General features: G+C 66.1%; 22 protein-coding genes. 6 read left to right on the top strand and 16 right to left on the bottom strand.

Annotated elements, in window-relative coordinates:
- Window positions 1-273: 273 nt before the first annotated feature.
- The 8 genes from BST42_RS26850 to BST42_RS26815 are packed head-to-tail and all read right to left on the bottom strand — an operon-like array spanning window position 274 to window position 9,360.
- Window positions 274-1,119 carry an alpha/beta fold hydrolase gene (locus BST42_RS26850; protein ID WP_083122756.1) on the bottom strand — a complete coding sequence of 282 codons (846 nt, stop codon included), beginning with the start codon at window positions 1,117-1,119 and terminating at the stop codon, window positions 274-276.
- Window positions 1,116-2,096, bottom strand: coding sequence for a cyclase family protein (locus tag BST42_RS26845; RefSeq protein ID WP_276008811.1), 981 nt, complete (start codon window positions 2,094-2,096; stop codon window positions 1,116-1,118). Before BST42_RS26845 ends, BST42_RS26850 begins: the two co-directional genes overlap by 4 nt.
- A gap of 14 nt (window positions 2,097-2,110) precedes the next feature.
- Window positions 2,111-2,923, bottom strand: a complete 813-nt coding sequence (locus tag BST42_RS26840; RefSeq protein WP_110918800.1) for a coniferyl-alcohol dehydrogenase — start codon at window positions 2,921-2,923, stop codon at window positions 2,111-2,113.
- 4 nt (window positions 2,924-2,927) lie between these two features.
- Complete coding sequence (locus tag BST42_RS26835; RefSeq protein ID WP_083122753.1) at window positions 2,928-4,235, bottom strand: LLM class flavin-dependent oxidoreductase; 1,308 nt, start codon at window positions 4,233-4,235, stop codon at window positions 2,928-2,930.
- Entirely contained in the window at window positions 4,232-5,953 is a 1,722-nt protein-coding gene (locus tag BST42_RS26830) for an FAD-binding protein (RefSeq protein WP_083122752.1), read from the bottom strand. Before BST42_RS26830 ends, BST42_RS26835 begins: the two co-directional genes overlap by 4 nt.
- Window positions 5,950-6,867, bottom strand: a complete 918-nt coding sequence (locus BST42_RS26825) for a 3-carboxyethylcatechol 2,3-dioxygenase (protein ID WP_237159605.1) — start codon at window positions 6,865-6,867, stop codon at window positions 5,950-5,952. The genes BST42_RS26830 and BST42_RS26825 overlap by 4 nt, the downstream gene beginning before the upstream one ends.
- Window positions 6,815-8,494, bottom strand: coding sequence for a bifunctional 3-(3-hydroxy-phenyl)propionate/3-hydroxycinnamic acid hydroxylase (locus tag BST42_RS26820; RefSeq protein WP_083122751.1), 1,680 nt, complete (start codon window positions 8,492-8,494; stop codon window positions 6,815-6,817). Before BST42_RS26820 ends, BST42_RS26825 begins: the two co-directional genes overlap by 53 nt.
- Before the next feature lie 2 nt (window positions 8,495-8,496).
- Complete coding sequence (locus BST42_RS26815) at window positions 8,497-9,360, bottom strand: alpha/beta fold hydrolase (protein ID WP_083122750.1); 864 nt, start codon at window positions 9,358-9,360, stop codon at window positions 8,497-8,499.
- Between the two features lie 171 nt (window positions 9,361-9,531).
- On the opposite strand from BST42_RS26815, the gene BST42_RS26810 reads away from it, so the two are divergent.
- The 3 genes from BST42_RS26810 to BST42_RS26800 all read left to right on the top strand — a co-directional run bounded on the left by BST42_RS26810 (window position 9,532) and on the right by BST42_RS26800 (window position 12,911).
- A complete protein-coding gene (locus tag BST42_RS26810; protein ID WP_083122760.1) occupies window positions 9,532-10,233 on the top strand; it encodes an IclR family transcriptional regulator in 702 nt (233 codons plus the stop codon).
- A 137-nt stretch (window positions 10,234-10,370) separates the two neighbouring features.
- The gene (locus BST42_RS26805; protein ID WP_083122749.1) at window positions 10,371-11,975 is read left to right on the top strand and encodes an FAD-dependent oxidoreductase; all 1,605 of its coding nucleotides are present in this window, start codon (window positions 10,371-10,373) and stop codon (window positions 11,973-11,975) included.
- 108 nt (window positions 11,976-12,083) lie between these two features.
- The gene (locus BST42_RS26800) at window positions 12,084-12,911 is read left to right on the top strand and encodes a hypothetical protein (protein ID WP_083122748.1); all 828 of its coding nucleotides are present in this window, start codon (window positions 12,084-12,086) and stop codon (window positions 12,909-12,911) included.
- Window positions 12,912-12,961: 50 nt separating this feature from the next.
- On the opposite strand, the gene BST42_RS26795 is transcribed toward BST42_RS26800, so the two are convergent.
- Window positions 12,962-14,497: an AMP-binding protein gene (locus BST42_RS26795; protein WP_083122747.1), complete on the bottom strand. Its 1,536-nt coding sequence runs from the start codon at window positions 14,495-14,497 to the stop codon at window positions 12,962-12,964.
- Between the two features lie 73 nt (window positions 14,498-14,570).
- On the opposite strand from BST42_RS26795, the gene BST42_RS26790 reads away from it, so the two are divergent.
- Complete coding sequence (locus BST42_RS26790) at window positions 14,571-15,287, top strand: enoyl-CoA hydratase/isomerase family protein (protein WP_083122746.1); 717 nt, start codon at window positions 14,571-14,573, stop codon at window positions 15,285-15,287.
- A 2-nt stretch (window positions 15,288-15,289) separates the two neighbouring features.
- Here BST42_RS26790 and BST42_RS26785 read toward each other — a convergent pair whose 3' ends face one another.
- The 6 genes from BST42_RS26785 to BST42_RS26760 are packed head-to-tail and all read right to left on the bottom strand — an operon-like array spanning window position 15,290 to window position 21,104.
- Window positions 15,290-16,498, bottom strand: coding sequence for a DUF1214 domain-containing protein (locus tag BST42_RS26785; protein WP_083122745.1), 1,209 nt, complete (start codon window positions 16,496-16,498; stop codon window positions 15,290-15,292).
- Between the two features lie 4 nt (window positions 16,499-16,502).
- Window positions 16,503-17,318, bottom strand: coding sequence for a sugar phosphate isomerase/epimerase family protein (locus tag BST42_RS26780; RefSeq protein ID WP_083122744.1), 816 nt, complete (start codon window positions 17,316-17,318; stop codon window positions 16,503-16,505).
- 6 nt (window positions 17,319-17,324) lie between these two features.
- Entirely contained in the window at window positions 17,325-18,494 is a 1,170-nt protein-coding gene (locus tag BST42_RS26775) for a sulfotransferase family protein (RefSeq protein WP_083122743.1), read from the bottom strand.
- Window positions 18,491-19,618 carry an LLM class flavin-dependent oxidoreductase gene (locus tag BST42_RS26770; RefSeq protein WP_083122742.1) on the bottom strand — a complete coding sequence of 376 codons (1,128 nt, stop codon included), beginning with the start codon at window positions 19,616-19,618 and terminating at the stop codon, window positions 18,491-18,493. The genes BST42_RS26775 and BST42_RS26770 overlap by 4 nt, the downstream gene beginning before the upstream one ends.
- Window positions 19,618-20,436 carry a TauD/TfdA dioxygenase family protein gene (locus BST42_RS26765; protein ID WP_083122741.1) on the bottom strand — a complete coding sequence of 273 codons (819 nt, stop codon included), beginning with the start codon at window positions 20,434-20,436 and terminating at the stop codon, window positions 19,618-19,620. The genes BST42_RS26770 and BST42_RS26765 overlap by 1 nt, the downstream gene beginning before the upstream one ends.
- Before the next feature lie 26 nt (window positions 20,437-20,462).
- On the bottom strand, window positions 20,463-21,104 hold the full coding sequence (locus BST42_RS26760) for a TetR/AcrR family transcriptional regulator (protein ID WP_083122740.1): 642 nt from the start codon (window positions 21,102-21,104) through the stop codon (window positions 20,463-20,465).
- Between the two features lie 88 nt (window positions 21,105-21,192).
- On the opposite strand from BST42_RS26760, the gene BST42_RS26755 reads away from it, so the two are divergent.
- Both BST42_RS26755 and BST42_RS26750 read left to right on the top strand, forming a co-directional pair.
- On the top strand, window positions 21,193-21,687 hold the full coding sequence (locus BST42_RS26755; RefSeq protein ID WP_083122759.1) for a nuclear transport factor 2 family protein: 495 nt from the start codon (window positions 21,193-21,195) through the stop codon (window positions 21,685-21,687).
- On the top strand, window positions 21,687-22,793 hold the full coding sequence (locus BST42_RS26750; RefSeq protein ID WP_083122739.1) for an NAD-dependent epimerase/dehydratase family protein: 1,107 nt from the start codon (window positions 21,687-21,689) through the stop codon (window positions 22,791-22,793). Before BST42_RS26755 ends, BST42_RS26750 begins: the two co-directional genes overlap by 1 nt.
- 6 nt (window positions 22,794-22,799) lie before the next feature.
- On the opposite strand, the gene BST42_RS26745 is transcribed toward BST42_RS26750, so the two are convergent.
- Window positions 22,800-23,639, bottom strand: coding sequence for an LLM class flavin-dependent oxidoreductase (locus tag BST42_RS26745; RefSeq protein WP_083122738.1), 840 nt, complete (start codon window positions 23,637-23,639; stop codon window positions 22,800-22,802).
- Between the last annotated feature and the right edge of the window lie 56 nt (window positions 23,640-23,695).

Here is a 23,695-nt window from a genome sequence, read left to right as displayed (position 1 = left end):
TGTTCAACCGACTACACGCCGACGAGAAATCACGCCACCACACCAGCGAACCCCTCGCCGCTTGACATAGGAGAAATGTTTCGCCGGGAAAGTGCGAGTAGAACGCTGCACGACGTCAATCTCGGCGACCGAGCCGCGCTGAAACGCATCGCGCTCTCACGAGATTGAACTCACGCAGCTGGTTACTCGCATTTCTCCTGCGCCAGATCAATCTCGTCGAGCGAAGCTGGGGGCCGAGTCAGCGGTCCGCCGAGATCGACGTTGCGCAGGCTCCTACTCGGAGTTCTTCTGCGAACTGCCGGTTTGGGCGAAGAAGTCCAGCAGCAATTCGGCGAGCGCTTCGGGCTGTTCGATCTGTGGGCAGTGCCCGGCATCCTCGATCACCGCCGAACGTCCCGCAGTGATCTGCTCGGCGATCTCGGCGGCCCAGCCTGAGGGCAACAGCTTGTCGCCGGCACCTTCGACGACCAGTACCGGTACGTCGATCCGTTCGTAGGCCCGCTTACTGGACGGGGTCGGCGGCGCGTCCAGCCCTGGCCTGCGAAAGCGGGCTGCTGCCAGCGACTCCCAGGCCCCGGGTGTGACACTCGACTCGTAGCGTCGCCGCACGTAATCCTCGTCGGCGGGGTACGCCGCGTCGAAGAACAACGCCTCCACGATCGCGCGCATCGCCTCGAATGTGGCGTCGTAGTCGTAGAGAGCGGTGGTGTGCCGGTTCTTCTGGATCTCGCCGCCGCCGCAGATCGCGACCGCACTGCGCACCGGCAGCACGGGAAACTCCGAAGTCATGTCCACCAACAGATTGATGGCACCCATCGAGTTGCCGACGAAGTGTGCCGAGTCGATTCCCAGCAATGCACAGAACCGGGCGATGTGCCGGATACGCATGCCCCGGCCGTCGGTGAAGTCGACGACCTTCGCCGACTCGCCGAAGCCCAGCATGTCCGGCGCCACCACCCGGTAGTGCCGGGCGAGCTCGGGAATCAGTTTTTCCCAACCGATTTCGGCGCTCACCCCGAACTCGCCCCCATGCAGGAGCACGACCGGCTCACCCTCTCCCGCCTCGAGAAAATGTGTCGCCAAGCCGTCGACGACGAGGGTCCGGTGCTGATGGCTCACTTGATCGCGATCGGGTTGACGGGTGACCCGACTGCGCCGGTGACGGACAGCGGCGGTGCGACGAGCTGGAATTCGTAGCGACCGTCGGCCGCGCAGTCGGCGGCCAGTTCGGTGAGATTCCAGTACTCGCCAAGCATCAAGCCCATATCCCGCAGGCATAACATGTGCATCGGCAAGATGGTGCCATCGACGCCGGACGCCGGGTTCTCCACCATCAGGTTGTCGGCCGCAACCGCGGCGACCTGGTGATCGTGCAGCCACGACGCGCAGGTCCAATCCAATCCCGCGCCGGGCTCCCGTCCGTCGCCGGTCTCCAAAAATCTTGCCCACCAACCCGTTCGGACAAGCACGATGTCGCCCGATTCGATGGTGACGCCCTGCCTGCGGGCCGCCTCGTCGAGTTCGGCCGGGGTGATCGGCTCGCCGAGCTCGCAGAACGTCGATACCCCGCGCAGCGTGACGATGTCCAGCAGGACACCGCGGGAGGTGATGCCCAAGCCGGCGACCTTGTCGATGCCCAAGTAGTACGCACCGAGACTGGTTACCGAGTCGGCGGGAAATCCGTTGTACAGCTTGTCCTCGTAGTACACGTGCGACAACGCATCCCACTGGGTGGCGGCCTGCAGCGGCATGATGATCATGTCGTCGTTGAATCGCATCGGCCCGGCCGTGGAATACCCGCTCAGCTGCACGGCCGCGGGGTTTCTCAGCCACGTGGGCCCGTACTCCAGCAACGTGTTGGCGTCGCCGCCGTCGATCGTCATGACATGGGTGGGGTTCTGGCGATACTGGAACGCCCCCTGTGGGCCGGACGAACCGAAGTCGACACCGAGCGGAAACACCTTGCCGTGCTGAACCGTTGCGGCTGCCTGCGCAATCTTCTCGGGAGTGATGAAGTTCAGCGTGCCCAGTTCGTCGTCGTCGCCCCACCGTCCCCAGTTACGGACGTCGTCGGCGACCCGTCGGAAATCGCTCATACTGTCCACGCTGGTCATCCCTTCTCGTAGTCGGCAGCTTGGCGCGCCGCGATGTTGCCGCCGTCGGCCCAGATGATCTGACCGGTGATGTAACCGGCGGCCCTGCTGCCCAGAAATGCCAGCACCGCCGCCTGCTCGGTCGGGTTCGACACCCGGCCCAGCGGCTTGGGGATGTCGTCGAGCCGTTCCTGCCCGTAGGCCGACCGCAGTTGATCGAGGATTGGGGTCTCGGTGACACCCGGTCCGCTGCAATTGATCCGGATGCCCTTGGCGCCCAATGGCACGGCGTTGGTGACCGCGTAACCGATGATCGCCTCCTTGGACAGCCGGTACCCGCCGTCGGCCAGCGCGTCGGGATTCGCGTGGCACCACGCGACACCCTCTGCCATCGATCCCGTCGCCAGTAGACCGGCCGCCTGCGGCAGGTTCTCACGGTAGTTCGCGGCAGCCAGCGAGGACACACAAACGATCGACGCGCCGTGCGCCAGCTGCGGGAGCATCGCCTCGGTGAAGTGCCGGGTCCCCAGGAAGTTGATCGTCACGACCAGCACGGGGTCACCGATCCCCGACGACACCCCGGCCACGTTGAACAGGGCGTCCACCGGGCCGCCGACCGCGTCCGCCGCCCGGTCGATCGAGCCGGCGTCGGCCAGATCGACCTCGACGAACTCGTTGACCCCGCTCACCGGACGGTGCACATCGAGGCCGACCACCTCCGCACCCAGCGTGGCCAGCTGATCGCACAGCTGCGCGCCGATGCCCGACGCGCAGCCGGTGACCACCACCCGGCGGCCGTCGTACCGCACCAGATCGTCCATGGGAATCACGGCGCTACTTGGCCTCTCGTTTCTCCTTCTCCAACTGCGCGGCCTTGACACGGCCTTCGTTGATCTCGGCCATCGCCTCGGGAATCTCACCGGCGGTGAACTTCCCGCCCCGGCCGGTGGGCAGCCCGCCGAATGCGTAGGTCTCGTCGAACAGCGGAGCCTCCGACGGCTGCCGGCGGGCCTCGACCTTGTCGATCACCGGCGCCAGGCGCTTGGCCTTGTCCTTGGCCGCCTTCTCGTCGCGTTCGATGAATTCGGGCAAGATCTCCTTGCCCATGATCTCGATGGACTCCATCGTGCCCTCGTGGCTGCGCGGGTTGAGCAGCAGGATGATCTCGTCGACGCCGCTGGCCTCGTACCCGCGCAAGAATTCGCGCACGGTATCGGGGGAACCGATCGCCCCGCGGCCCGGGCCGTACGCCAGCGTCGGATCATCCTTGACCGCGTTCTCGTACAACTCCCAGACACCGGTGCGGCCGGGTGTGTGCATGCCGTTGATGTAGTAGTGCATGATGCCGAACGAGAAGAACCCGCCACCGATGCCGATTCGCTTGAGCGCCTCCTCGTCGGTCTTGGCCACCATCATCGACAGGTCGCCACCGATCGCCAGCAGGTTCGGGTTGATCGCCGGGGTGACGGGCGTGCCCTGCTCCTCGAACTCCTTGTAGTAGCCGTCCACCCGCTCTTTGAGGGCCTCCGGGCCGGTGTAGGCGAAACTCAGTGCGCCGATGGCTTTCTGGGCCGCCATCTGCACCGACGACGGGCGGGTGCAGGCCACCCATACCGGCGGGTGCGGGCTCTGCAGCGGCTTCGGGACGACGTTGCGGGCCGGCATCTGGACGTGCTCACCCTTGAAGCCGGTGAACGGCGCCTCGGTCATGCACCGGATCGAGACCTCGAGAGCTTCTTCCCACATGGTGCGTTTGTCTGCGGGGTCGATGTCGAAGCCACCGAGCTCGGCGACCGACGAGCCTTCGCCGGTGCCGAATTCGACCCGTCCGTTCGACAAATGGTCCAGGGTGGCGACCCGCTCGGCGATGCGCGCCGGGTGGTTGATCGGCGGCGGCAGGTGCATCACGCCGAAGCCGAGCCGAATGTTCTTGGTGCGCTGGCTGGCTGCGGCCAGGAACATCTCCGGGGCGGTGGAGTGGCAGTACTCCTCCAGGAAGTGGTGCTCGGTGAGCCACACTGTGGAGAAGCCGGCCTTGTCGGCGAGCTCCACCTCGTCGAGGCCATGCTGGAACAGCTGGTGCTCGTCGTCCTCCGACCACGGCCGCGGCAGCGGAAACTCGTAGAACAGCGAGATCTTCATGCGGTTACCTCTCGATTGGAATTGTGGGAGATGTGTTCTGCTGCGACGTATCCGAACGTCATAGCGGGTCCGATGGTGGCGCCGGCGCCTGCGTAGCTGCGGCCCATCACCGCGGCCGACGCGTTCCCGGTGGCGTAGAGACCACCGATGACGGTGCCGTCCGCGCGCAGCACCCTGGCGTGCTCGTCGGTGAGCAAGCCGCCGGAGGTGCCGAGATCGCCGAGGATGATCTGAAACGCCAGATACGGCGGCTTGCCCAGCGGGGCCAGGTTGGGGTTGGCCAGCGTGGGGTCGCCGTAATAGTTGTCGTAGGCGCTGTCACCGCGATTGAAGTCGTCGTCGTGACCGCTGCGCGCGAGCTCGTTGAACCGGTCGGCGGTCCGCTGCAATTCATCTGCAGGCACACCGATCTCGGCCGCCAGCGCGCCGAATGTATCTGCGGTCTTGACGATTCCGGAATCCAGCCAGGCCTGCGGGATCTTGCGGCCGGTGGGTACCGGCGCGAACGGCACCTTCGGAATGGGCAGGTGACCGCCGACCACGTACCGGTGGAACGAGGCGATGTCGGTGATCAGCCAGCACGGGATGTGCTGGACGCCCTGCTGTTGGCCTTCGATCATCGCGTGCGCGAAATCCATGTAGGGCGCGGCTTCGTTGATGAAACGCTTACCCGCGCCGTTGACGACGAACTGCGCTGGCATCATGCGCTCGTTGAGCATGAACTGCAGGCGGCCGTCCGGCCAGCACATGGCCGGGAACCACCACGCCTCGTCGAGCAGATCGGTGGCGGCTCCGACCTTTTCCCCTGCCCGGATGCCGTCGCCGGTGGCCGCGGGATTGCCGAAGCTCCAGTCCTTTTCCAGCACCGGCAGATGTTCACGGCGCCAGGCCATATCGTGATCGAACCCGCCGGAGGCCACCACAACGCCGCGCCGCGCGGCGATGCGCAGGGGCTTGCCCGCCCGTTCCACCACCGCGCCGACGACGTTACCGTCGACATCGACTATCAGCTCGGTCATCGGTGCCGACAGCCACAGCGGGATGTCCTTGTCTCTGAGCGCCAGTCGCATCCGCGCCATCAGGGATTGCCCGATGGCCGCCATCCTGTCGCCGAACACCCGCGCCCGGAACATCCGCCAGATCAGCTTGAGCAGCACAGCCTTGCCGCGCCAGTTCTGCCGGACCTGGTAGAACAGCCGCAGATCCTTGGGAGCGAACCAGATTCCCTTGGGAGCCAGTGCCAGTGGCGCGAGAAGGTTCGCCTCCTCGTCGCCGAGCTTGCGCAGGTCGATCTCGGGCACGTTGATGGTGCTGCCCCGCTCGGAGCCGCCGGCCAGCTCGGGATAGTAGTCGGCGTATCCCGGCTTCCAGACGAATTCGAACCAGCCGCTGGAGTTTTCGAGGAACTCCATCATCGCCGGGGCGTTGTCGACGTAGGCGCGCAGCCGGTCGTCGCTGACCAGACCGCCGGTGATGGTCTTGAGGTAGGTGAACACTGCGTCGGGATCCGGGCAGTAGCCGGCTTTGCGCTGCGACGGTGCCCCGGGTACCCAGATGCCGCCGCCGGACAGTGCCGAGGATCCGCCGAATTTGGGCGACTTCTCCACGATCAGGGTGTCGAGCCCCAGTGCGTCAGCGCGCAGCGCCGCGGTCATGCCGCCCGCGCCCGAGCCGACGACGAGAACGTCGACGGAATGATCGAATTGGTTGTCGCTCACGTAGATACCGCCGTCCGGATCGCGAATCCCGCGATCAACTCGGGAGCAGCGCGGTAGTAGCGCTGCTGGGTCTGATAGTCACCCTGGGATGCCAGCGCGGCGAATGCCGCCACCCAGGTTCGGATCTCGTGCGCGGAGTTGCCGGCTTCACGGGTGATCCAGTCGTTGGTCCAGCCGTCCACCTCGGCCAGCCGGTTGGTGTCGATGAGGTCGAGCAGGGCTCGGTCCCAGTCCGGATTCAACGGCTGCAGTGGACTCTTCCCGTTGGCGAACGCATGCGCCGCGGCGATCACGGCCTCCTGCCGTGCCTTTCGTCCATCCGCAGACATCGGTGCCCCGCCGACGATGCGGTCGAGCGCCGCGGGTGGTGCGGTGGCCAGCGTCGGCACCGGCGGGTCATGGGACAGCCCACCGGACCCGACGACGAGCACTCGCTTATCCAGAGCGGCCAGGAACTCACCGATCGCGCTGCCCAGCGCCCGGGTGCGCTTGAGCGGCCCCAGCGGGGTGGCCACCGAATTGATGAACACCGGAATGACGGGCCGAGAGGCAGGGTCCCCGAAGAGCACTTCGAGCGGCTGAATGGTGCCGTGGTCGACGTCCATGGCCGCCGACAGGGACACATCGACACCGGCGTCCCACACCGCCGCCGCCATCTCGTTGGCGAGCGCGGCAGGCACATTCAACGGTCCGGCGTGCGTGCCATAATCGCCGACGCCCTGGGCCGCCGTGCCGATGCAGAACGGTGGCATCAGCCGATAGAAGAACCCGTTGTAGTGGTCCGGAGAGAAGATCACGACGAGCTCGGGGTCGAAATCCCGGACGAAGGACCGGGTTTCGGCCAGCTGGGTGTTGATGTCGTCAAGTAATTCCGCCGACGGGCCGGGAAGGTTCAGCAGCGGACTGTGTGACATGCAGCAGAGCGCCAGTGGCATCGGTGCCTCCTCCCGGGGTCAAGGTGAGTGTGTCGAGCAGGGCCGCGCTCAGTTCCGGCGTGCGTTGGGCAATGCAGGCCCCGGCGATGCAGCGGTCCGGCCGCAGGAACATCGCCGACTCCTCGTGCGCGTCGAACCATGCCTTGAGTGCGCCGGTGCGGTCCCCGACGACGATGACGTCGGGGTCGTCGTGTCCGGTCCAGTGCAACTGGGTTATCGGGCGCAGCGCGACGAAGACGGCCCCGAGCGATTTCCACGCGGCAAAGTCCTTCTCCCCCAGCAGCTGTCGGGGGTTGTTACTCCAGCACACAAAGGCAAACCACGGGCCGATGACATCGTCGAGCAGGACGTTCTGGCTGCCACGGGTGTCCACCCGGGGCTGGATGAACAGGGTGCCCACCGCCGACGATGGTGACCGAGGCTCGCTGTGCACCACCGCACCCTGCTCGTAGCGGGGCATCGGCTTGAACCGCATCTCCAGCACGTAGCGCTTGAGCGTCGGTACCAGGGACGCCGCCCGAATGACCACATCCCGGGCGGCGGCGACACGCGCGTTGGTCGGCGAGATGACCTTGCCCACCGTGGTCGAGAGGTCGATCATCGCGCGGGCGTGCTTGCGGCGCTCGACGTCGTAGCTGTCCAGCAGCGCATCGCCGGCCTGTCCCTTGACCACGGCGGCCAGCTTCCAGCCGAGGTTGGCGGCGTCGCGGATACCGCTGTTGTAGCCCTGGCCCTGCCACACCGGCATGAGGTGGGCGGCATCGCCGGCAATCAGGATGCGCCCCTTGCGGAATGAACTCGCGATCCGCGAATGGTGGGTGTACAGGCGACGGCGGATGATGTCGCACCTGTCCGGGTAGGGCACCAGCCGGGAGAGCATCTGCGCCACGAACGCGGGATCCTCGGCCTGTTCGTCGGTTTCGTGGCCGTGGATCAGAAACTCGAAGCGACGGATGCCGTGGGCGATGGCGATCGAGACGTACGGCCGGACCGGGTCGGCGCCGACTTCGCTGTTGGGATGTCCGAGTGGGTCGTTGGCGATGTCGACCACCAGCCAGCGGGTCGACGACGTCGTGCCGTCGAAGGACACCCCCATCAGGCGACGGGTGGCGCTACGACCGCCGTCGCAGCCGACGACATAGCGGGCGCTGACCTTTCGGATGTCGCCGGCGGCGGGCGACAGCTCGACGACGACTCCCTCTGCGCTCTCGGCGATCGAGGTCATCGGATGGCCCCACGCCACCTCGACGTTGCCGAACCGGCGCAGACCCTTGCAGAGCTCGGCGTCGACCAGCGGCTGTACGAAGCCGTTGCGCTTGGGCCAGCCGAACCGCGCGTCAGGCGGTGCCATCTCGGCGAGCAATCTCCGCTTGCCGTCGTAGAACCGCAAGATCTGGTTGGGCACGGTGTGCGGCAGGACGGCGTCCACCAGGCCGATCGCCTGGAAGGTCCGCAGGGCTTCGTCGTCGAGGCCCACCCCGCGCGGGTAGTCGATGAGCGCGTCCCGCTCGTCGACGACGAGTGTGCGGACCCCCTGCAGGCCAAGGACATTGGCCAGGGTCAGGCCAACTGGCCCGGCCCCCACCACGACGACGTCGAAGTCCATGCTCACCGGCCCACCAGGAAGTCGATGTGCAGGCGGTTGAACGTCTTGGGGTCCTCGTACTGCGGCCAGTGCCCGCATCCTTGCATGACCTCGAAGCGCGCACCCGGGATCATTTCCGAGATCCGCCGGCCCTCGGTCGTGTCGGCGGTCGGGTCGTCACTGGTCCACAGCACCAGCGTCGGCGCGGTGATCGCGCCGTAGTCGCTCGGGCTCATCAGGTTTCGCTGCCGGATCTCGGGATCCTGCAGCGCCATGATGTCGCGCATCGCGTTGACGAACCCAGGCTGCCGGTATACCCGCTGGCGGCTGGCGACGATGTCGTCGTAGTCCTTGGACTTGTCCGCCATCAGCCACTTGATCCTGGCCTGCACGGTTTCCCAGCTCGGGTTCTCCGCGGCGGCCATCGACAGCGTGATGATCCGCTTCATCACCTCGGGGTCGGCCTGCGAACCGCCTGCGGTGTTCAGCACCAACCGCTCGAGCCGGTCCGGGTGGTCGACGGCAAAACGCGACGCGACCCAGCCGCCCAGCGACTCACCGGAGATGTGTGCCCGCTGCGCTCCGATGGTGTCGAGGACGGCAGCGAGATGGTCGACGTAGTGCGGGATCTCCAGCAGGTGCCCGGGCTTGTCGGTGTAGCCGTGTCCCAGCATGTCGATCGACCAGGTCGAGAAGTGTTCGGCGTGCGCCTCGAGGTTGCGGACATACGCCTCGGCGTGGCCACCCGAGCCGTGCAGCAGCACCAGTGTCGGCTTGCTCGGATCGCCGGCGTGCAGGTACCGGGTGCGCACTCCACCGGCATCCAGGTAACCCTGCGAGAACGCAACGCCCTGCAGATCACTCCAGACGCTCTCGAACTCCGGCACCCGGCTGCCCCTATCTTCGGTGATAATGGGATTCTCGCTTTTTGTAAGCGGTATGTGTAATTATTGAACTACGGTGTGCGATAGTTTAAGAGCATCACTCTCGGAGTGCCGTCTGTCAAGGCAATCCGTGGTGACTCGAGCCCGCATCCGCACCTCACGCACGGGGACGACATGACGCAGACACCCACCGAGAGCCCGATCAACGCTGCGCCGGGGTCGCAAACCCTGGCCCGCGGACTGCACGCGTTGCAACTGGTCGCGGCCGCGAAGGGCGGGCTGACCATTCAGCAGGTCGCCGACCACATCGGGGTGCACCGGACCATCGCCTACCGGCTGCTGAGCACGTTGGCCGCGTACCGGATGGTGGCCAAAGCCGAGGACGGGCGGTTCCGCGCCGCGGCCGGGCTCGCCGCCCTGGGTGCGTCGTTCGACAACAACATCCGCGAACTGTCCATGCCGACGCTGCGCGACCTCGCCGACGAACTCGACACCACGGTGTCACTTCTGGTCGCCGAGGGTGATCAGCAAGTCGCGATCGCCGTGATCGTGCCGACCCGGGTGTCCTATCAGCTGTCGTTCCACGAGGGCAGCCGCTATCCGCTCGACCGCGGTGCGGCCGGTATCGCGCTGCTGGCCAGCATGCCGGCGCGGCCCGGCGAACGCCCGCTGGTGACCCGCGCGCGCGAGCAGGGCTGGATCATCACCTACGGGGAGGTCGAGCCCAACACCTACGGTCTCGCGGTGCCGGTGCACCGGCCGGCCGGCTCACCGCACACCTGCATCAACCTGATCTCACACCGTGAAGACGTGGTGCTGCACGGACGGGAGTCGGCGATCGCTGCGGCGCAGCGTCTTTCGGTCGTTCTCAGTTAAGCACCCCGCTGAACTGGGATTATGCCGGATGGATCGCTTGACACTGTGCGATCGGCGTCGTTAGCGTGACAACAACGAACACCTGCGTTCGGTAAATGCACACGCCAATACCAGTGTGCGGCAATAGGAGTGAAGCGATGGCGGACACCACCTGGGACCGCGAGGTCGACGTCGTGGTGCTCGGCACCGGCGCAGCGGGCCTGACCGCCGCACTGACCGCAGCGGCCAGTGGCGCATCGGTGGCGGTGTTCGAGAAGGCGTCCACCGTCGGCGGCACGACCGCGGTGTCCGGCGGAATCGTGTGGATTCCCGCGCACGACCGGGCGGCCGGCGGCGAGCTGACCGTCGAGGACGCGCTGAAATACCTTGAGGCTCAATCGCTGGGCGTCATGGATCGTGAGCTGGTCGAGACGTTCGTCCGTACCGGCCCGGCAATGCTCGACTTCGTCGAAGGCAACAGTGCGCTGCAGTTCGAGGTCGCCGAGGGCTTCCCCGACTACAAGCCCGAACTGCCGGGTGGGCAGCCACGTGGCGGACGGTCGTTGAACGCCAAGCCATTCGACCGTGCGACGTTGGGCGACTGGGCGTCGCGCATCACGTCGTTCCCCATCGACTTCAGCAATGTCGGCATCGATGCCGAGACCCGGGCACGCATCCACGCCGCCGTCGACGATATGGACGGCGACTACTGCGTCGCCGGCACCGCACTGATCGCGGGCCTGCTCAAAGGCCTGCTGGATCTCGGCGTCACCCCGGTCACCGAGGCACGCGCGGTCGAGCTGATCGACTCCGCATCGGCGATCACCGGAGTGCGGATTGTCCTGGGCGGTAAAGAGATCAGGGTCCGTGCCGCCAAAGCCGTGATCCTCGGCACCGGCGGATTCGAATGGGATCAGCGGCTCGTCGAGGCCTATCTGCGTGGTCCGTTGCGCGGACCGGTGTCACCGCCGAACAACACCGGCGACGGCTTGCGGATGGCCATGGCACACGGTGCCGACCTGGCGAACATGGGCGAGGCCTGGTGGGTGCCGGTCATTCAGATCCCCGGCGACTCCCTCGGTGGCAGGCCGCGCAGTCGCAGTGTGCGCCTCGAGCGCACCCGGCCACGGAGCATCATCGTCAACCGGTTCGGAAAGCGTTTCCTCAACGAGGCGGGCGAGTACAACTCGATGTCCGGGCCGTTCCATCAGCTCGACCCGCGCCTGGGATACGTCAACGATCCGGCATGGATCGTCTTCGACGATCAGCATCTGAAGCGCTACGGCTTTCTTGGGGTCGAGCCCGGCGGTGAGGCACCCGACTGGTTCAACAAGTCCGCGACGCTGGCCGAGCTGGAGGAGAAGACCGGCATCGACGCCGACGGCCTGGGCGCCACCCTGTCGCTGTGGAACGACAACGTCGCCGCAGAGGTCGACCCCGAATTCGGGCGTGGCGCAAGCGCATACGACGGTTATTGGGGCGACAACTCGGCATCCACCCCGGCGCTGCAGACTCTCGGCCCCCTGGACACCCCGCCCTACTACGCCGTGCCGGTGGGCATCGGGGCGATGGGCACCAAGGGCGGCCCGCGCACCGACCGCGACGGCCGGGTGCTGCACGTCAGCGGTGAGCCGATCCCCGGACTGTTCGCGGCCGGCAATGCGATGGCCGGTGTGACGGGCCGCGCCTACGGCGGGGCCGGCGGAACGCTTGGTCCCGCGATGGTCTTCGGCTACCGCGCAGGCCTGGCAGCTTCTCGTTGAGGGCGCATCGAGGGCGAAGATTTCGCGAACTCTTCTCTCTGAGTGCGCTCTCAACGCCCTGTGCATGGGTGAACACGTCCATGCGCGCCCATTGGCACCCTGCAACCCATGGCGCAGGTGTTCATCGGCAGCGAGGCATTGGCGGCGGGCACCGTTACGAAGTACGACCTGCGGACGCGCTACCAACGCGTGCTGCCTGACGTCTACACCGCGAAGTGTGCGCCTTCGCTCCGCGACAGGACCATGGCCACGTGGTTGTGGTCCGGGCGTCAAGGCGTCATCTCGGGTGCGGCCGCGTCAGCACTGCATGGCGCAAAGTGGGTCGACCACAACGCCGTCATCGAAGTGAATTGGCCCGGTCGCAAATCTCCAGCGGGCGTCCAGATCTGCCGAGACACGTTGTTCGACGCGGAAATCACGTCCCGGCACGGTGTGGCCGTCACCAGCATCGAGCGGACCGCGTTCGACCTCGCGCGACACGGGCCCACGGCCAAGGCTGTCCAGCGGCTCGACGCGCTGGCCGCGGCCACCCACTTCCGAGTCGGTGATGTTCTCGCGGTGGCCGAGTGTCACCCCCACGTCAAAGGTCTGCGTCGCGTACCTCAGCTGCTGGAGATTGTCGACGCGGGCGCGCAGTCGCCGCGTGAAACCTGGTTGCGACTGCTGCTGATGGACGCGGGATTTCCCCGCCCAACGACTCAGATTCCAGTGCTCCGAGCCGACGGGTATTCGCACTATTTTCTCGACATGGGCTGGCCCGATGTCATGGTCGCGGTCGAATACGACGGCGAGCAACACCGCCTCGATCGCGACATCTACGGCGGCGACGTGATCCGATCGGAGTACATCACACAGCTCGGCTGGCGGCGCGTCAGAGTGCTGGCAGGTCATCGAAAGTACGACATCCTGCGACGAGTCCATGAGGCGTGGCGTTGAGAGCGCGCTGAGAGCGAGCCTTCGGCGAAAGGTTCGCTCCTAGTGCGATGTCAACGCTCGGCAATCTGCTTGCGCACCAGATACTTCTGCACCTTGCCGCTGGCAGTTCGCGGGTAGTCCACTGCCACCTCATGTAGTTCCTCGGGCCACTTCTGGCGGGCCGCGCCGCAGCTCTCGAAGTGCGCGCGAACCTCTTGTAACGTCGGCATCTGGTGGCCTTCCCTGACGCGCAGGACGGCAGCGGTGTGCTCACCGAGACGGGCATCCGGCGCGGACACCACCACCGCTTCGGCGACGGCGGGCATGCTCAGCAGCAGCTCCTCCACTTCGAGCGCGCTGATGTTCTCCCCGCCGCGGATGATCACATCGGCCTTTCGGTCGGTGATCGTGAGGTAACCGTCCTCGTCGAGGACACCGATGTCGCCGGTGTGGTACCAGCCGTCAGCGTCAAAAGCCTTGGCAGTCAGCTCCTCATCGGTGTACCCCAGGCACAGATCCGGTCCGCGAGAGAGGATTTCACCCTCCTCGGTCAGTCGGACCTCGACGCCGGGTCGCGCGTCACCGTCAGTGAGCAGCCGCTTGTCCTCCGGCGCGTCCGGCCGTGAGCCGGTGATCGACGGGTGCTCGGTGCTGCCGTAGGACCGGAAGACGTGGACACCCAGATCGGCGAGTCGACGGGTCACCGCGATCGGCACCGTCGAGCCGCCCAGACCGACGTGCTTGATCCGGGTCATGTGCGACTCGGTGAACTTGGGGTGATCGAGCAGGCTGGTGACGAAGTACGGTGGGCCACCGCCGATCGACATGCCTTCGGATTCCATCAGTTCCAGCACCCGGCCGGGGTCCCAGACGTCGGTCAGGTCGATGGGAGCGCCTTCGAGCACCGGGATCAGGAAAGCCCCGACCATGCCGATGAAGTGGCCGACGGGCGTCGCGGTGATCTGCCGTCCGCGATCCGGCGCATAGTTCTCCAACAGCTGGCGGGTCTCGAATCCGAGCGTTTGATGGCTGTGGATCACGCCCTTGGGGTCGCGGGTGGTCCCCGAGGTGAACGCGATCAGCGCCGGGCCGGCCGGGTCGGTGTGCAACTCGCCGTCCATCGGCTCGTCGGCCAGCAGCTCGTCGAAGTTGTCGCCCACCAGCCCGACGATCGGCACGTCGGCGCACAAGTCCGGCTGGAACTTCATGTGGCCGAACTGCTCGGTGGTGATGAAGACCTTGGGTCGCGACGTGCCGATGATGTGGCTCAGTTCCTTGCGACCGTAGAAGTGCACGATCGGCACGACGACGGCCCCCAGGAACGACGCCGCCCAATACGTCACCGCGGCCTCGACCCAGTTGGGCAGCTGGAACGCGATGACGTCCCCGGGGCCGACGCCGCGGGCGCGCAACCCTGCCGCCAGCCGGCGCGCCAGGAGTTCCACGTCGCGGAAGGTCCCGCTGAACGGCCGCACCGCGGAGTGCACCCAGAACCCGGTGTCGGGGTTGGCCGTCAGCCCCCTGGCCAGCAGCTCACCGAGAGTATCCGGTGTCCACCAGCCCTCGTCGATGTAGCGTTTGCTCAGCTCAACCGGGATATTCCTCAACTACAGCACCTCCGCTTGGCGATGCTATTCTCCGTGACTGAGAATGCCAATACCGGAATTGGAGAACGCGAACATGGTCGATCTGGAGACGACCGACGGCCTTGCGGTCCTCACCATCGACCGTCCGCACGCCCGCAACGCGATCGCGCTGTCGACCATGAGTGAGCTCGAAGAGGCGCTCGACGCCGCCGCCGGGGCCCAGGCCTTGGTGATCCGCGGCGGTGGCGACCGGGCGTTCGTGTCCGGCGGTGACCTCAAGGAACTGAGCGCACTGCGCACCACCGAGGAGGCCGCGGCCATGGCCGCGCGGATGCGGGCGATCTGCGACCGCATCGCCGCCTTCCCTGCACCCGTCATTGCCGCACTGAACGGGCATGCCCTCGGCGGCGGGGCCGAGGTCGCCGTCGCCGCCGACATCCGGATCGCCGCCGACGACATCAAGATCGGCTTCAATCAGGTGTCCCTCGAGATCATGCCGGCCTGGGGCGGTGCCGAGCGGCTCGCGGCGCTGGTCGGCAAGGGCAAGGCCCTGCTGCTCGCGGGTTCCGGCACCGTTCTCAAAGCCGGTGAGGCCGAGCGGTGGGGCCTGATCGACCGGGTGGTCCCCCGCTCCTCGTTCGACGACGAATGGCGCACGCTGGCACGGTCGTTGGCCAATCGGCCGGCCGCAAAGATCAAGAAGGTGATCGCCGGCGCGACCCCGGACGAGGCGATCGGCGCGTTCGCCGAACTGTGGGTGTCGGACGAACACTGGGCCGCCGCCGACCGCGTGATGAACCGCGGGAAGTGATCTCACAGCGGAAACCGGGCGCGCACACCGTTGAACCGTTCCCACAGCTGCTGGGTGCGCTCAGATGCGTTGACGCGCTTGGTGTCCGGCGGTAGCGCATCGTCGAGTTCGGTACGCGTGACCAGTCGAGTGGAGAGCACGGCGAGCTCACCGTCGAGCATGTGGCGGTAGGTGAGGTTGCCGCGCTCGAAACCCTGGGTGTCCACCCAGTTGTGCACGCCCGGGTCGTCGTGTGCGAGAACCAGGCGGACCTTGCCGTCACCGTCCACCGACGCGCGGCTCGGCGTGTAGCTGACCGGACGGTAGAGGAAGTCCATGCTCGTGAAAAATACCCCCATGTTGGTGATCATCCACAGTCCCTCGTGGGCGTCGAATTCGACGATCAGAGCGTCGTCAGGGCCCAGTTCCCAATACATGTTGGCGGCGGTGCGGCCGCGCTTGGCATCCGCCGCGGTCGCGTCCGTCGCTGGGAAGGTGTTGGGGTGCTCACTGTCGACACCGCCAGAGGTGAACGGAAATTCGGGCCAACTTGTCATCAGGCCGGTGACGAACTCCCCCGCCCACCCCATCGCTTCGACCATCCTGGCCGCCGTCGGCACGGGCTTGGGTGAGTCCATGTCGACCCGCTCGATGCGCAGCTGGCCCGGTCGCTCGTCCCAGTTGTCAAAACCCTGTCGAATGAACAGCTTCCGGGATGCGGAAGTGGTCGGCAGCCAGTTCGGACCCCGCTCCGGGCCGCCGATGTAGAGCGCGAAGGTACCGTCGGGTTCGATGTTCAGCTGATGGCCGAACACATTGGCCTCCGGCACGTCACCGAACGGCTCATGCAGCACGTGCGGACCGACCGGACGCGCGCCCTGAACCGTGATGTTGAAAAATCGTGCGGTACCGCGGGTTCCGGTGATCCGATAGGCGGACTCGCCGTCGATCCAGGCCTGCTGATAGGTGAAATCAGCGCAGTCGCCACCGAGTTTGCGGGTAGGGGTGCAAAAGGCATGGATGCTCGGGTACCGCGGATCGCGGGTTTCCAGCGCAAGGTCGAATGCCTGCCCCAGGTTCTGGGTGAGGAAGCGGAAGGCGTCCGCCCGCTGCGCTCCGGAGGTGGCGTTGAAGTCTTTGAACGACTGCCGGCCAGCGGCTTTCAATCGGTCGCAGAAGTCGCCCCACGCCGCATCGAGCGCTTCGTCATCCGGACCGTCGCCAAGAGCCACTGGACTACTCCTCTTCTCGGCCGCCGAGCCGGTCGAGCATCCCCCGGACCACGCCACATGCCCGCTGTGCGGCCGCCAGTCGTCCCTCCGCATCGATTCGCGGGCCCAGCAGTTCCAGGTCGAACCCGAACCGGTAACCGTCGGTCAACGCCTGTGCCACAAAGGTTTCGATCGAGATCGCGCCGTCGCCGGGCACTGCCCGGGCGGGTAGGGCGCGGTCGCCCAGCACGTAGTCACTCAGCTGGATTAGCCGGGTCCGGGGAAGTGCGGTGCGCAGTAGGCCTGCGAGGTCGGCCTCGGCCCAGCAGTGGAACAGGTCGATGCAGATGTCGAGGCCGGCCGACTCCGCGAGGGTGATGGTGTCGCGAAGGCTGTGCGCCATGTGGATGTCGGCGTACAGGGCAGAGGCGTTCTCGATGGCGAGGCTGATGCCGGCGTGCTCGGCCTCACGTACACAGGGCTCGATCGCGGAACTGAACGCCTCGGCGGCCTGCTCCCAGTCGAGCGTGCCGCGACCACCGGTGAGCATGTAGATGCAGCGGGCATCTACGGACGCGGCGACATCGATAAGCCGCGACAGTGCGCTGCGGGCGTCGTCGGCCGATCGCGCGTCGGCGGGCACTCGGCCGGCACCGAAGACGTGGCAGACGGCCTGAACCAGATAGTCACCGGATGCGACGATCCGACGAAACTCAGGATCGACCAACTCGGTGTCGATCACACTGAGGCACCTCACACCGAGTTCCGTCCAATGGCCCTGCAATTCAGCCGGACTCGACCCGAGGAAGGTGACGTCGTGAACGGACAGCTGCTCATGCATGACCGGTCAGTCCCGCTTCTCGATGGGAACTTCGAAGCGTTGCCGAAACGCCGCGAACTCGGCGTGCAGTTCGTCCAGATTCTCCCCGATATCGGTCAGCAGGGATGTGGAGTAACGAAACTTGCCGTATCGGTCGCCAGGATTACCGGCCAGATAACCGCGCATGGCTGTCTCGGCCTCGCCGGTGAGATCACGCCCGCAGAAGGCGTAGTAATTCCATACGATCGCAACCGGATCCGCGATGAAGTCGCGGTAGGGGACGTGCATGATCCTGGGGTCGTCCACCATCGGCGAGCTCATCGTGTTCCTGACGCTGTGCCGGGTCAATTCCAGGTGCATCTTCGCGGCGGCGTGCAGGTCCACCGGACCGACTATGCCCTCGAGGATATCGGCCATCATCATGGTTCGCGATGCGGCGACCTGAACCGGATCACGGTGCAGCCAGAGCAGATTCGCGTCCGGATAGGTGTCGAACAATGCTTCGAGACGAAACCCGTGGAATCCCTTCAAAACCCAGTACTTGGGTGGCCGGGCGTACTGGCACTGTTGCAGCATCGCCTTGTGCAGTCGGTACTGCGCGGCCGGATCGGTCGGCAGCCCGCCGACCAGCGTCTGCATCGGAACTCGCCACCATGCGGTTGGGGTCATCACGCGGAAATCGAACGCCCAGGTGCGTTCGTCTTCCGGAAGACCGTCACCGAGCATGTCGTTGTACGGATGGCTGTGCAGCCATTTGGGCATCTTGGTATTGATCTCGCGCCAGTCGGCATCGGCCTTCTCACGGCGCAGGTCGTCCGGACCGGCGAGACCCGGTGGCGGCGACGGGTACATCACTTCCCAGAAGCGCAGCGCGCGGCCGTGCGGGTCGACCGACATCAAGGCGTGCATCAACGTGGTTCCCGAGCGCGGCTCGCCTGTGACGAACATCGGCCGGTCGATCACCTCGTCGGCGATCGGGAAGCGACTGCGGTCCGCGATCAGTTCGAGCCGCGACGTCAACAACCAGTGGCAGACGCGCTCTGCCTCAGCAATGCCTTTGGCGTCCAGCCCGATACCGTTGAGGTGCTCGACGGCCAGGCTGAAACGCTCTGGCAGGCTCGCGTCCCCGAAGTCGTCGCAGCCGGTTTCGGCCCGCGCACGGGCGAGCAGCTCGGCGGCGTCCAATTCGGCCGTCATAGCTGTCTTTCGCACAAGGTCAGCAGTTCGTCCTCGGTCCTGCGTACGTTGGTCGCCGATGCCGCGCTGAACTCCAGGCCCGCCATCGCGCTGTAATCCAAGATCTTGGGAACCCGGAGGCCGGCATCGACATACGACTTGATGATGCGCGCTACCTGACTGGGTGTGCCGTGCGGGACGACGGCGAGGATGGCCTCGGGATCGACCTTGTCGAGGAACTCGACGATGCGCTCCCGGGTGAGGGCGGCCGGATCGATGTCATGGAAGCCGGCCCAGTCCTCTCCCATCGGATGGTCGAATCCGAAGCGCCGCAACACCGGTGCCGATACCTGTAACAGGAAGCTGGCCACCAGCGGCGATCGGACGATCCGTTCGATCGCGGCGTCGTCCGCACCGATCAGGCACACCTGCACGAAACACGGTGTGATCGTCATCGGGTCGCGTCCGGCACGCTCGGCTGAGTGGCGCACAGCGCTCAGCATCTCCGCATAGTGGTCAGGGGTCCACGCCCCGGCCGGCCACCAGCCGTCGGCGTACCGGCCGACGATCTCGAGCATGCGCGGGCCGCCGGCACCGATCCAGATCGGCGGGAGTCGACCCTCGTACGGTTCGGTGTCGAGCCGAGCATGCTCGAGCCGATAGAACTGACCGTCGAAGTCGACCGGTCCCGGGCTATCCCACAGCAGCCGAATCACTTTCAGCGCTTCCTCGAAGCGGCTGACCGGCTTGGCGAAGTCGAAGCCGTACGGCACGATGTTCTCGGTCTCACCACTGCCGAGACCCAGGATGAACCGGCCGCGGGACAGGTGATCGATGGTCAGGGCGCTCTGGGCCAGCAGGGCGGGATGCCGCCGAACCGTGTCCACCACGCTGGTGGCCAAGCACACGTTGGTGGTGAGCACGGCCGCGGCGGCAGCGACCGCCATCCCGTCGAGGTGACGGTGCGGCGACGGCGACACGGTGGCCAGATCGGTGAACTCCGGCGTCCACAGCGAATCCGGCCAGAAGCTCACCATGTGATCGGGCAGCCAGACCGAATGGTAGCGACCACTGTCCAGGTCGGTGAGAACCGACAGGTCCAAGGGAAGCGTCGTGCGCAGGAAGGCGGCAGGCGTGACGTCCATCAGCCGAACGGTTCCTCGCCCTCCAGCTTGGTGCGGTGCAGCAACCGGCCGGATTGCGGGTCGTACGGCGTGGCGCGATGCATGGTTCCGGTGTTGTCCCAGATGACGAGGTCGCCGACCGACCAGCGGTGGCGGTAGACGAACTCAGGCCGGGTAGCCCAATCCCGCAGCCGGACAAGCAGTTCGACGCTCTTGCGAAAGTCCATGTCCACCACATGGCGAGCCGTGCAGCCCAGCACCAGCGACTTGCGCCCGGAGCGGTGATTCCACACCAGCGGCAGTTCGCGATCCCCGATCGCCATCATCGTCCGCAACGTCGGGTAGCTGGGTTCAGGCTCGTAGTAGAACAGTGTGTTCCACGCCGAGTGCATCACCCGCAGCGATTCGAGCGCCTCCTTGTCGGCATCGTCGAGCGTGTCGTAGGCCGCGTAGGTATTGGCGAATTCGGTGTCGCCGGAGCCGTCCGGGCACACGACCTTGCTGGACAGCAGGGAGGCGCGGATCGGTACCTCGTTCATGGTCCCGTCGATGTGCCAGTACAGCGAGCCCTTCAGATAGGCGGCCAACTCGTTGATGTTGGTGTCCAGCGTGACCGAGTAGACCTGTTCACCGGTGCGCTCGGGAGCGAATGTGCCCAGTGTCTGCGTGAACTCGATCTGCTCGGCGTCGCTGAGGCCGATCTGCGGGAAAACCAGCACACCGCGCCGTTCGAGGAGCTCGCGGAGCGTGTCGGCGTGCACGCCGTTGAGCAACTCCGCCTTGGTCGCTCGCACTTCGGAGGCGATGGCCGGTGCGATATCGACGACCGACAAGGTCATGGCCGAAACTATACACAGGCGTAAAGTTAACGGGGCAGAACTCCGCGCAGAAACAGATCGACCGCGTGCAGCAGATGTCGTCGTTCTTCCTTGGGGCTTCGGTAGAGGCCGAAATCTGCCAGTCGGGCGGGCAGCACCTCGACCATGGCCAGGAAGTGCTCGGCGGCAAGTTCGATGTCGTCGACGTCGATGGCACCGGCCTCGACATGTTGCCGCAATAGATTCATCACCTGCTGCTGGCGACGAGCCCACCCGAGAGAGTCAGCGCTGAGCGCGAATTCGGGAAAACGGTGCGCTTCGCTTCGCGCTATGCGATGCAACTGCACGATGTCTGGATCGAGTGCGTGACGCAGCGCGCCCTGACCGATGGCGACCAGAGCGGCGCGCAAGTCCTGCTCGTCGATGGCGTCGTCGACATCGATCGGCACGGCCCGACTGAAGGCCCACGGGATGACGTCGAGAAACACCGCACGCTTGTCGGGATAGCGAGCGTAGAGCGTGGGCTTGGCGATTCCGGCTGCGTCGGCGATCGCGACCATGGTGGTCGCGTCGTACCCGTTCTCCAGGAACGTGCGCACCGCAGCTTCCCTGAGGCGGTGGTGCAGGGCTGCGGCTTCCACCTGAGTCGGCCGACCGCTCCGCCGCTGCGCCGGCGATGCCTTTGCCATTCGCGAGAGTTTACGGCGCCGTCTATCACATCGGGAGTGCCCGTGTGAGTCTGCCTCGTGCGCAGCGCCGATTCGCTAGCCTGTGCCGGTGACCGACGCGGCAGTGGACATCGAAGCGATCAAACAGCTCAAAGCCCGGTACTGCCGTCTGCTCGACACCAAAGACTGGACGGGCTGGCGGGAGGTCTTTACCGACGACTTCGTCAGTGACACCACCGCGTCCGGCGGTGTCATCATCACCGGCGCCGACAACATGGTCGAGTTCATCAAGAAGACACTGGGCAAGCCCTCCCAACCCACGGTGCACCAGGTGCATGCCCCCGAGATCGAGCTGACCTCGCCGAACACCGCATCGGGCATCTGGGCACTGAATGATGTTGTGCGCCTGGCCCCCGGTGTCAACCTTGCCGGGTACGGCCACTACCACGAGACCTATGAGAAGGCCGACGGGCAGTGGCGGATCAAGACGTCGACACTGACCAGGCTGCGCGAGGATGTCTTCAACCCCCTGTTCTCCGTCCGGATTTCGCCACGCTTACGAGACTCCGCGGCGCGGCTGGCACGAAAGCGAGGCATGATCTGATGTCGCGACGCACAGTTCTGGTCACCGGAGCATTCGGCCAAGTCGGCTGGCGCACCGCGGAAATCCTGTTGCATCGCGGATACGCCGTCGTCGCCACGGACCTGCCGACCGAGACGTCGCGGACGGTCGCGGCCCGGCTGGCCGCCGCGGCACACCCCGGAACATTCCTGCCGGTGTACGCCGACCTGACCGATACCGACGCGGTGGACAGAATGCTCAGCGAGCACACGCCGAGCGCGATCGTGCATCTGGCCGCGATGCTCTCGCCCGCCTCGTACCGCAATCCGAAGCTGGCTCGCCGGATCAATGTCGGCGGCACCACCAATCTGGTCAACGCCGGCGCCGCGCTGCCCTCGCCGCCGACGATGGTGTACGCGTCCAGTGCGTCGGTGTACGGATCCCGCAATCCCTACCGCTACCCCGATTTGATCACCCCGCAGACACCGGTGAATCCGATCGACCAGTACGGCGAGGACAAGGTGCTGGCCGAGAAGGTGATCACCGACAGCGGCCTGCCGTACGCCATGCTGCGGCTTGCCGGTGTCATCTCCCCCGATGCCGCGGGCGCGATGAACACTGACTACCTGGTGCTGATGCGAGCAACGCCCGGCGACAACCGGTTGCACACCGTCGACGCCCGCGATGTCGCGTTGGCCTTCGCCAACGGGGTCGACCGCGCCAACGCCATAGCAGGCAAGGTGCTGTTGATCGGCGGCGACGAAACCCACCTGCACACCCACCGCGAGGTCGAAGACGACATGATGTCCGCGATGGGGCTCGGCCGACTGGGGGCCGGCGCCAGCCTTCCCGGCGACCCCGACGACGACCGGGGCTGGAGCTTCACCGGATGGTATGACACGACGGAATCCCAAGCGTTGCTGGACTTTCAAGAACACTCCTGGTCCGATACCGTGGCCTGGGTGTCCGGTTCGCAAAGCGGCACACTGAAGACCGTTCTCGCACTTGCCGGACCAGTTATCAGGCCGGCGATGCGACTGGTGCTGGCCGCCCAGCGCCGCCAGGAAGGCCGCGGCCGTTACGCCGACCCGTGGAACTTCATCGCCGCCAAGTACGGCGCCGAAATTCTGGCCGGTGCCGGCGGGTAGGCAGTCTCAATTGGGGAAAGCCCCGATGACGGTTTCGCCGAACTCGGCGATCGACTCGGGCGCGCCGAAGTCGGCAAACCAGACGTAAAACCGTTGCGCCCCTTGATCACGAAGCCGGGCGAAGTATGCGATGAGTTCGTCGGCGCGGCCGCACACCAGACCGGGACCGAGATGACCCCAGCGCCGCCGGCTCTTGTCGGTGACTTCCCCTGGGTCGGCGTTGCGCCCGATGAAGCCGACCATCTGCTGGACTGAGGCACGTGCAGTGCCGATGGCGGGCAGCAGTTTCGGCAACTCCTCGACGTAGGTGGCGGGCAGGTTCCACCAGTCGGCATAGTGGCGTACCAGATCCAGCATCCGTGGCCCGCGGCCGCCGAGCAGCAACGGGATCGGCCTGCTCGGTTGCGGCTGCTGAGCGTCGGCGCCGGCCCAGTACCCCTTCAGCGCGATCAGGGTCAGTTCGAGGGCGGCCACGCGCTGCTTGCCTGTCGCAGTGCCGAATCCGAACTTGGCCAGTTCGTCGGGCATGGACCCGGAGCCCAAGCCCAGATCGAACCGTCCGCCCGACGCCTCGGCAAGGGTGACCGCCTGTTTGGCCAACACCGCCGGCGAGCGAAACGGGTCACACAGCACCAGATGGCCGATCCGCAGCCGCTCGGTTCGGGCGGCCACCCAGGTCGCGGTCGTCATCGCTTCCCAGATGGGACTGGCAGGCGCCATCGGAGTCTCGAGATGGTCGAGGAAGGCCACCCCGTCGAAGCCACTCGCTTCGGCCGCGCGAGCTCGCAGCACCAAATCGTCGATGCCCATTCGGCTTTGCGGAATGTACAGGTGCCACTCGACCATGATTCGACCTTTCGCGTCCGTCCCGCCGAGGAGCAGGGTAACGTGATTCTCGCTTT

Origin of the sequence: Mycolicibacterium rhodesiae (genome assembly GCF_002086695.1) — a bacterium.
Classification (GTDB): domain Bacteria; phylum Actinomycetota; class Actinomycetes; order Mycobacteriales; family Mycobacteriaceae; genus Mycobacterium; species Mycobacterium rhodesiae.
Note: the sequence above shows the minus strand (reverse complement) of the source record. Positions and strands in the feature narration are given on the sequence as shown.

What these genes read in the sequence shown, in the direction of transcription:
- BST42_RS26825 (WP_237159605.1), bottom strand. Translation starts at nt 6,867, where the DNA reads ATGTCACACAGTCCGCTGCTGAACCTTCCCGGCCCGTCGGCGGAATTA.
- BST42_RS26845 (WP_276008811.1), bottom strand. Translation starts at nt 2,096, where the DNA reads ATGAGCGATTTCCGACGGGTCGCCGACGACGTCCGTAACTGGGGACGG.
- BST42_RS26820 (WP_083122751.1), bottom strand. Translation starts at nt 8,494, where the DNA reads ATGGACTTCGACGTCGTCGTGGTGGGGGCCGGGCCAGTTGGCCTGACC.
- BST42_RS26835 (WP_083122753.1), bottom strand. Translation starts at nt 4,235, where the DNA reads ATGAAGATCTCGCTGTTCTACGAGTTTCCGCTGCCGCGGCCGTGGTCG.
- BST42_RS26765 (WP_083122741.1), bottom strand. Translation starts at nt 20,436, where the DNA reads ATGACCTTGTCGGTCGTCGATATCGCACCGGCCATCGCCTCCGAAGTG.
- BST42_RS26745 (WP_083122738.1), bottom strand. Translation starts at nt 23,639, where the DNA reads ATGGTCGAGTGGCACCTGTACATTCCGCAAAGCCGAATGGGCATCGAC.
- BST42_RS26750 (WP_083122739.1), top strand. Translation starts at nt 21,687, where the DNA reads ATGTCGCGACGCACAGTTCTGGTCACCGGAGCATTCGGCCAAGTCGGC.
- BST42_RS26805 (WP_083122749.1), top strand. Translation starts at nt 10,371, where the DNA reads ATGGCGGACACCACCTGGGACCGCGAGGTCGACGTCGTGGTGCTCGGC.
- BST42_RS26780 (WP_083122744.1), bottom strand. Translation starts at nt 17,318, where the DNA reads ATGCATGAGCAGCTGTCCGTTCACGACGTCACCTTCCTCGGGTCGAGT.
- BST42_RS26760 (WP_083122740.1), bottom strand. Translation starts at nt 21,104, where the DNA reads ATGGCAAAGGCATCGCCGGCGCAGCGGCGGAGCGGTCGGCCGACTCAG.
- BST42_RS26770 (WP_083122742.1), bottom strand. Translation starts at nt 19,618, where the DNA reads ATGGACGTCACGCCTGCCGCCTTCCTGCGCACGACGCTTCCCTTGGAC.
- BST42_RS26800 (WP_083122748.1), top strand. Translation starts at nt 12,084, where the DNA reads ATGGCGCAGGTGTTCATCGGCAGCGAGGCATTGGCGGCGGGCACCGTT.
- BST42_RS26790 (WP_083122746.1), top strand. Translation starts at nt 14,571, where the DNA reads ATGGTCGATCTGGAGACGACCGACGGCCTTGCGGTCCTCACCATCGAC.
- BST42_RS26810 (WP_083122760.1), top strand. Translation starts at nt 9,532, where the DNA reads ATGACGCAGACACCCACCGAGAGCCCGATCAACGCTGCGCCGGGGTCG.
- BST42_RS26775 (WP_083122743.1), bottom strand. Translation starts at nt 18,494, where the DNA reads ATGACGGCCGAATTGGACGCCGCCGAGCTGCTCGCCCGTGCGCGGGCC.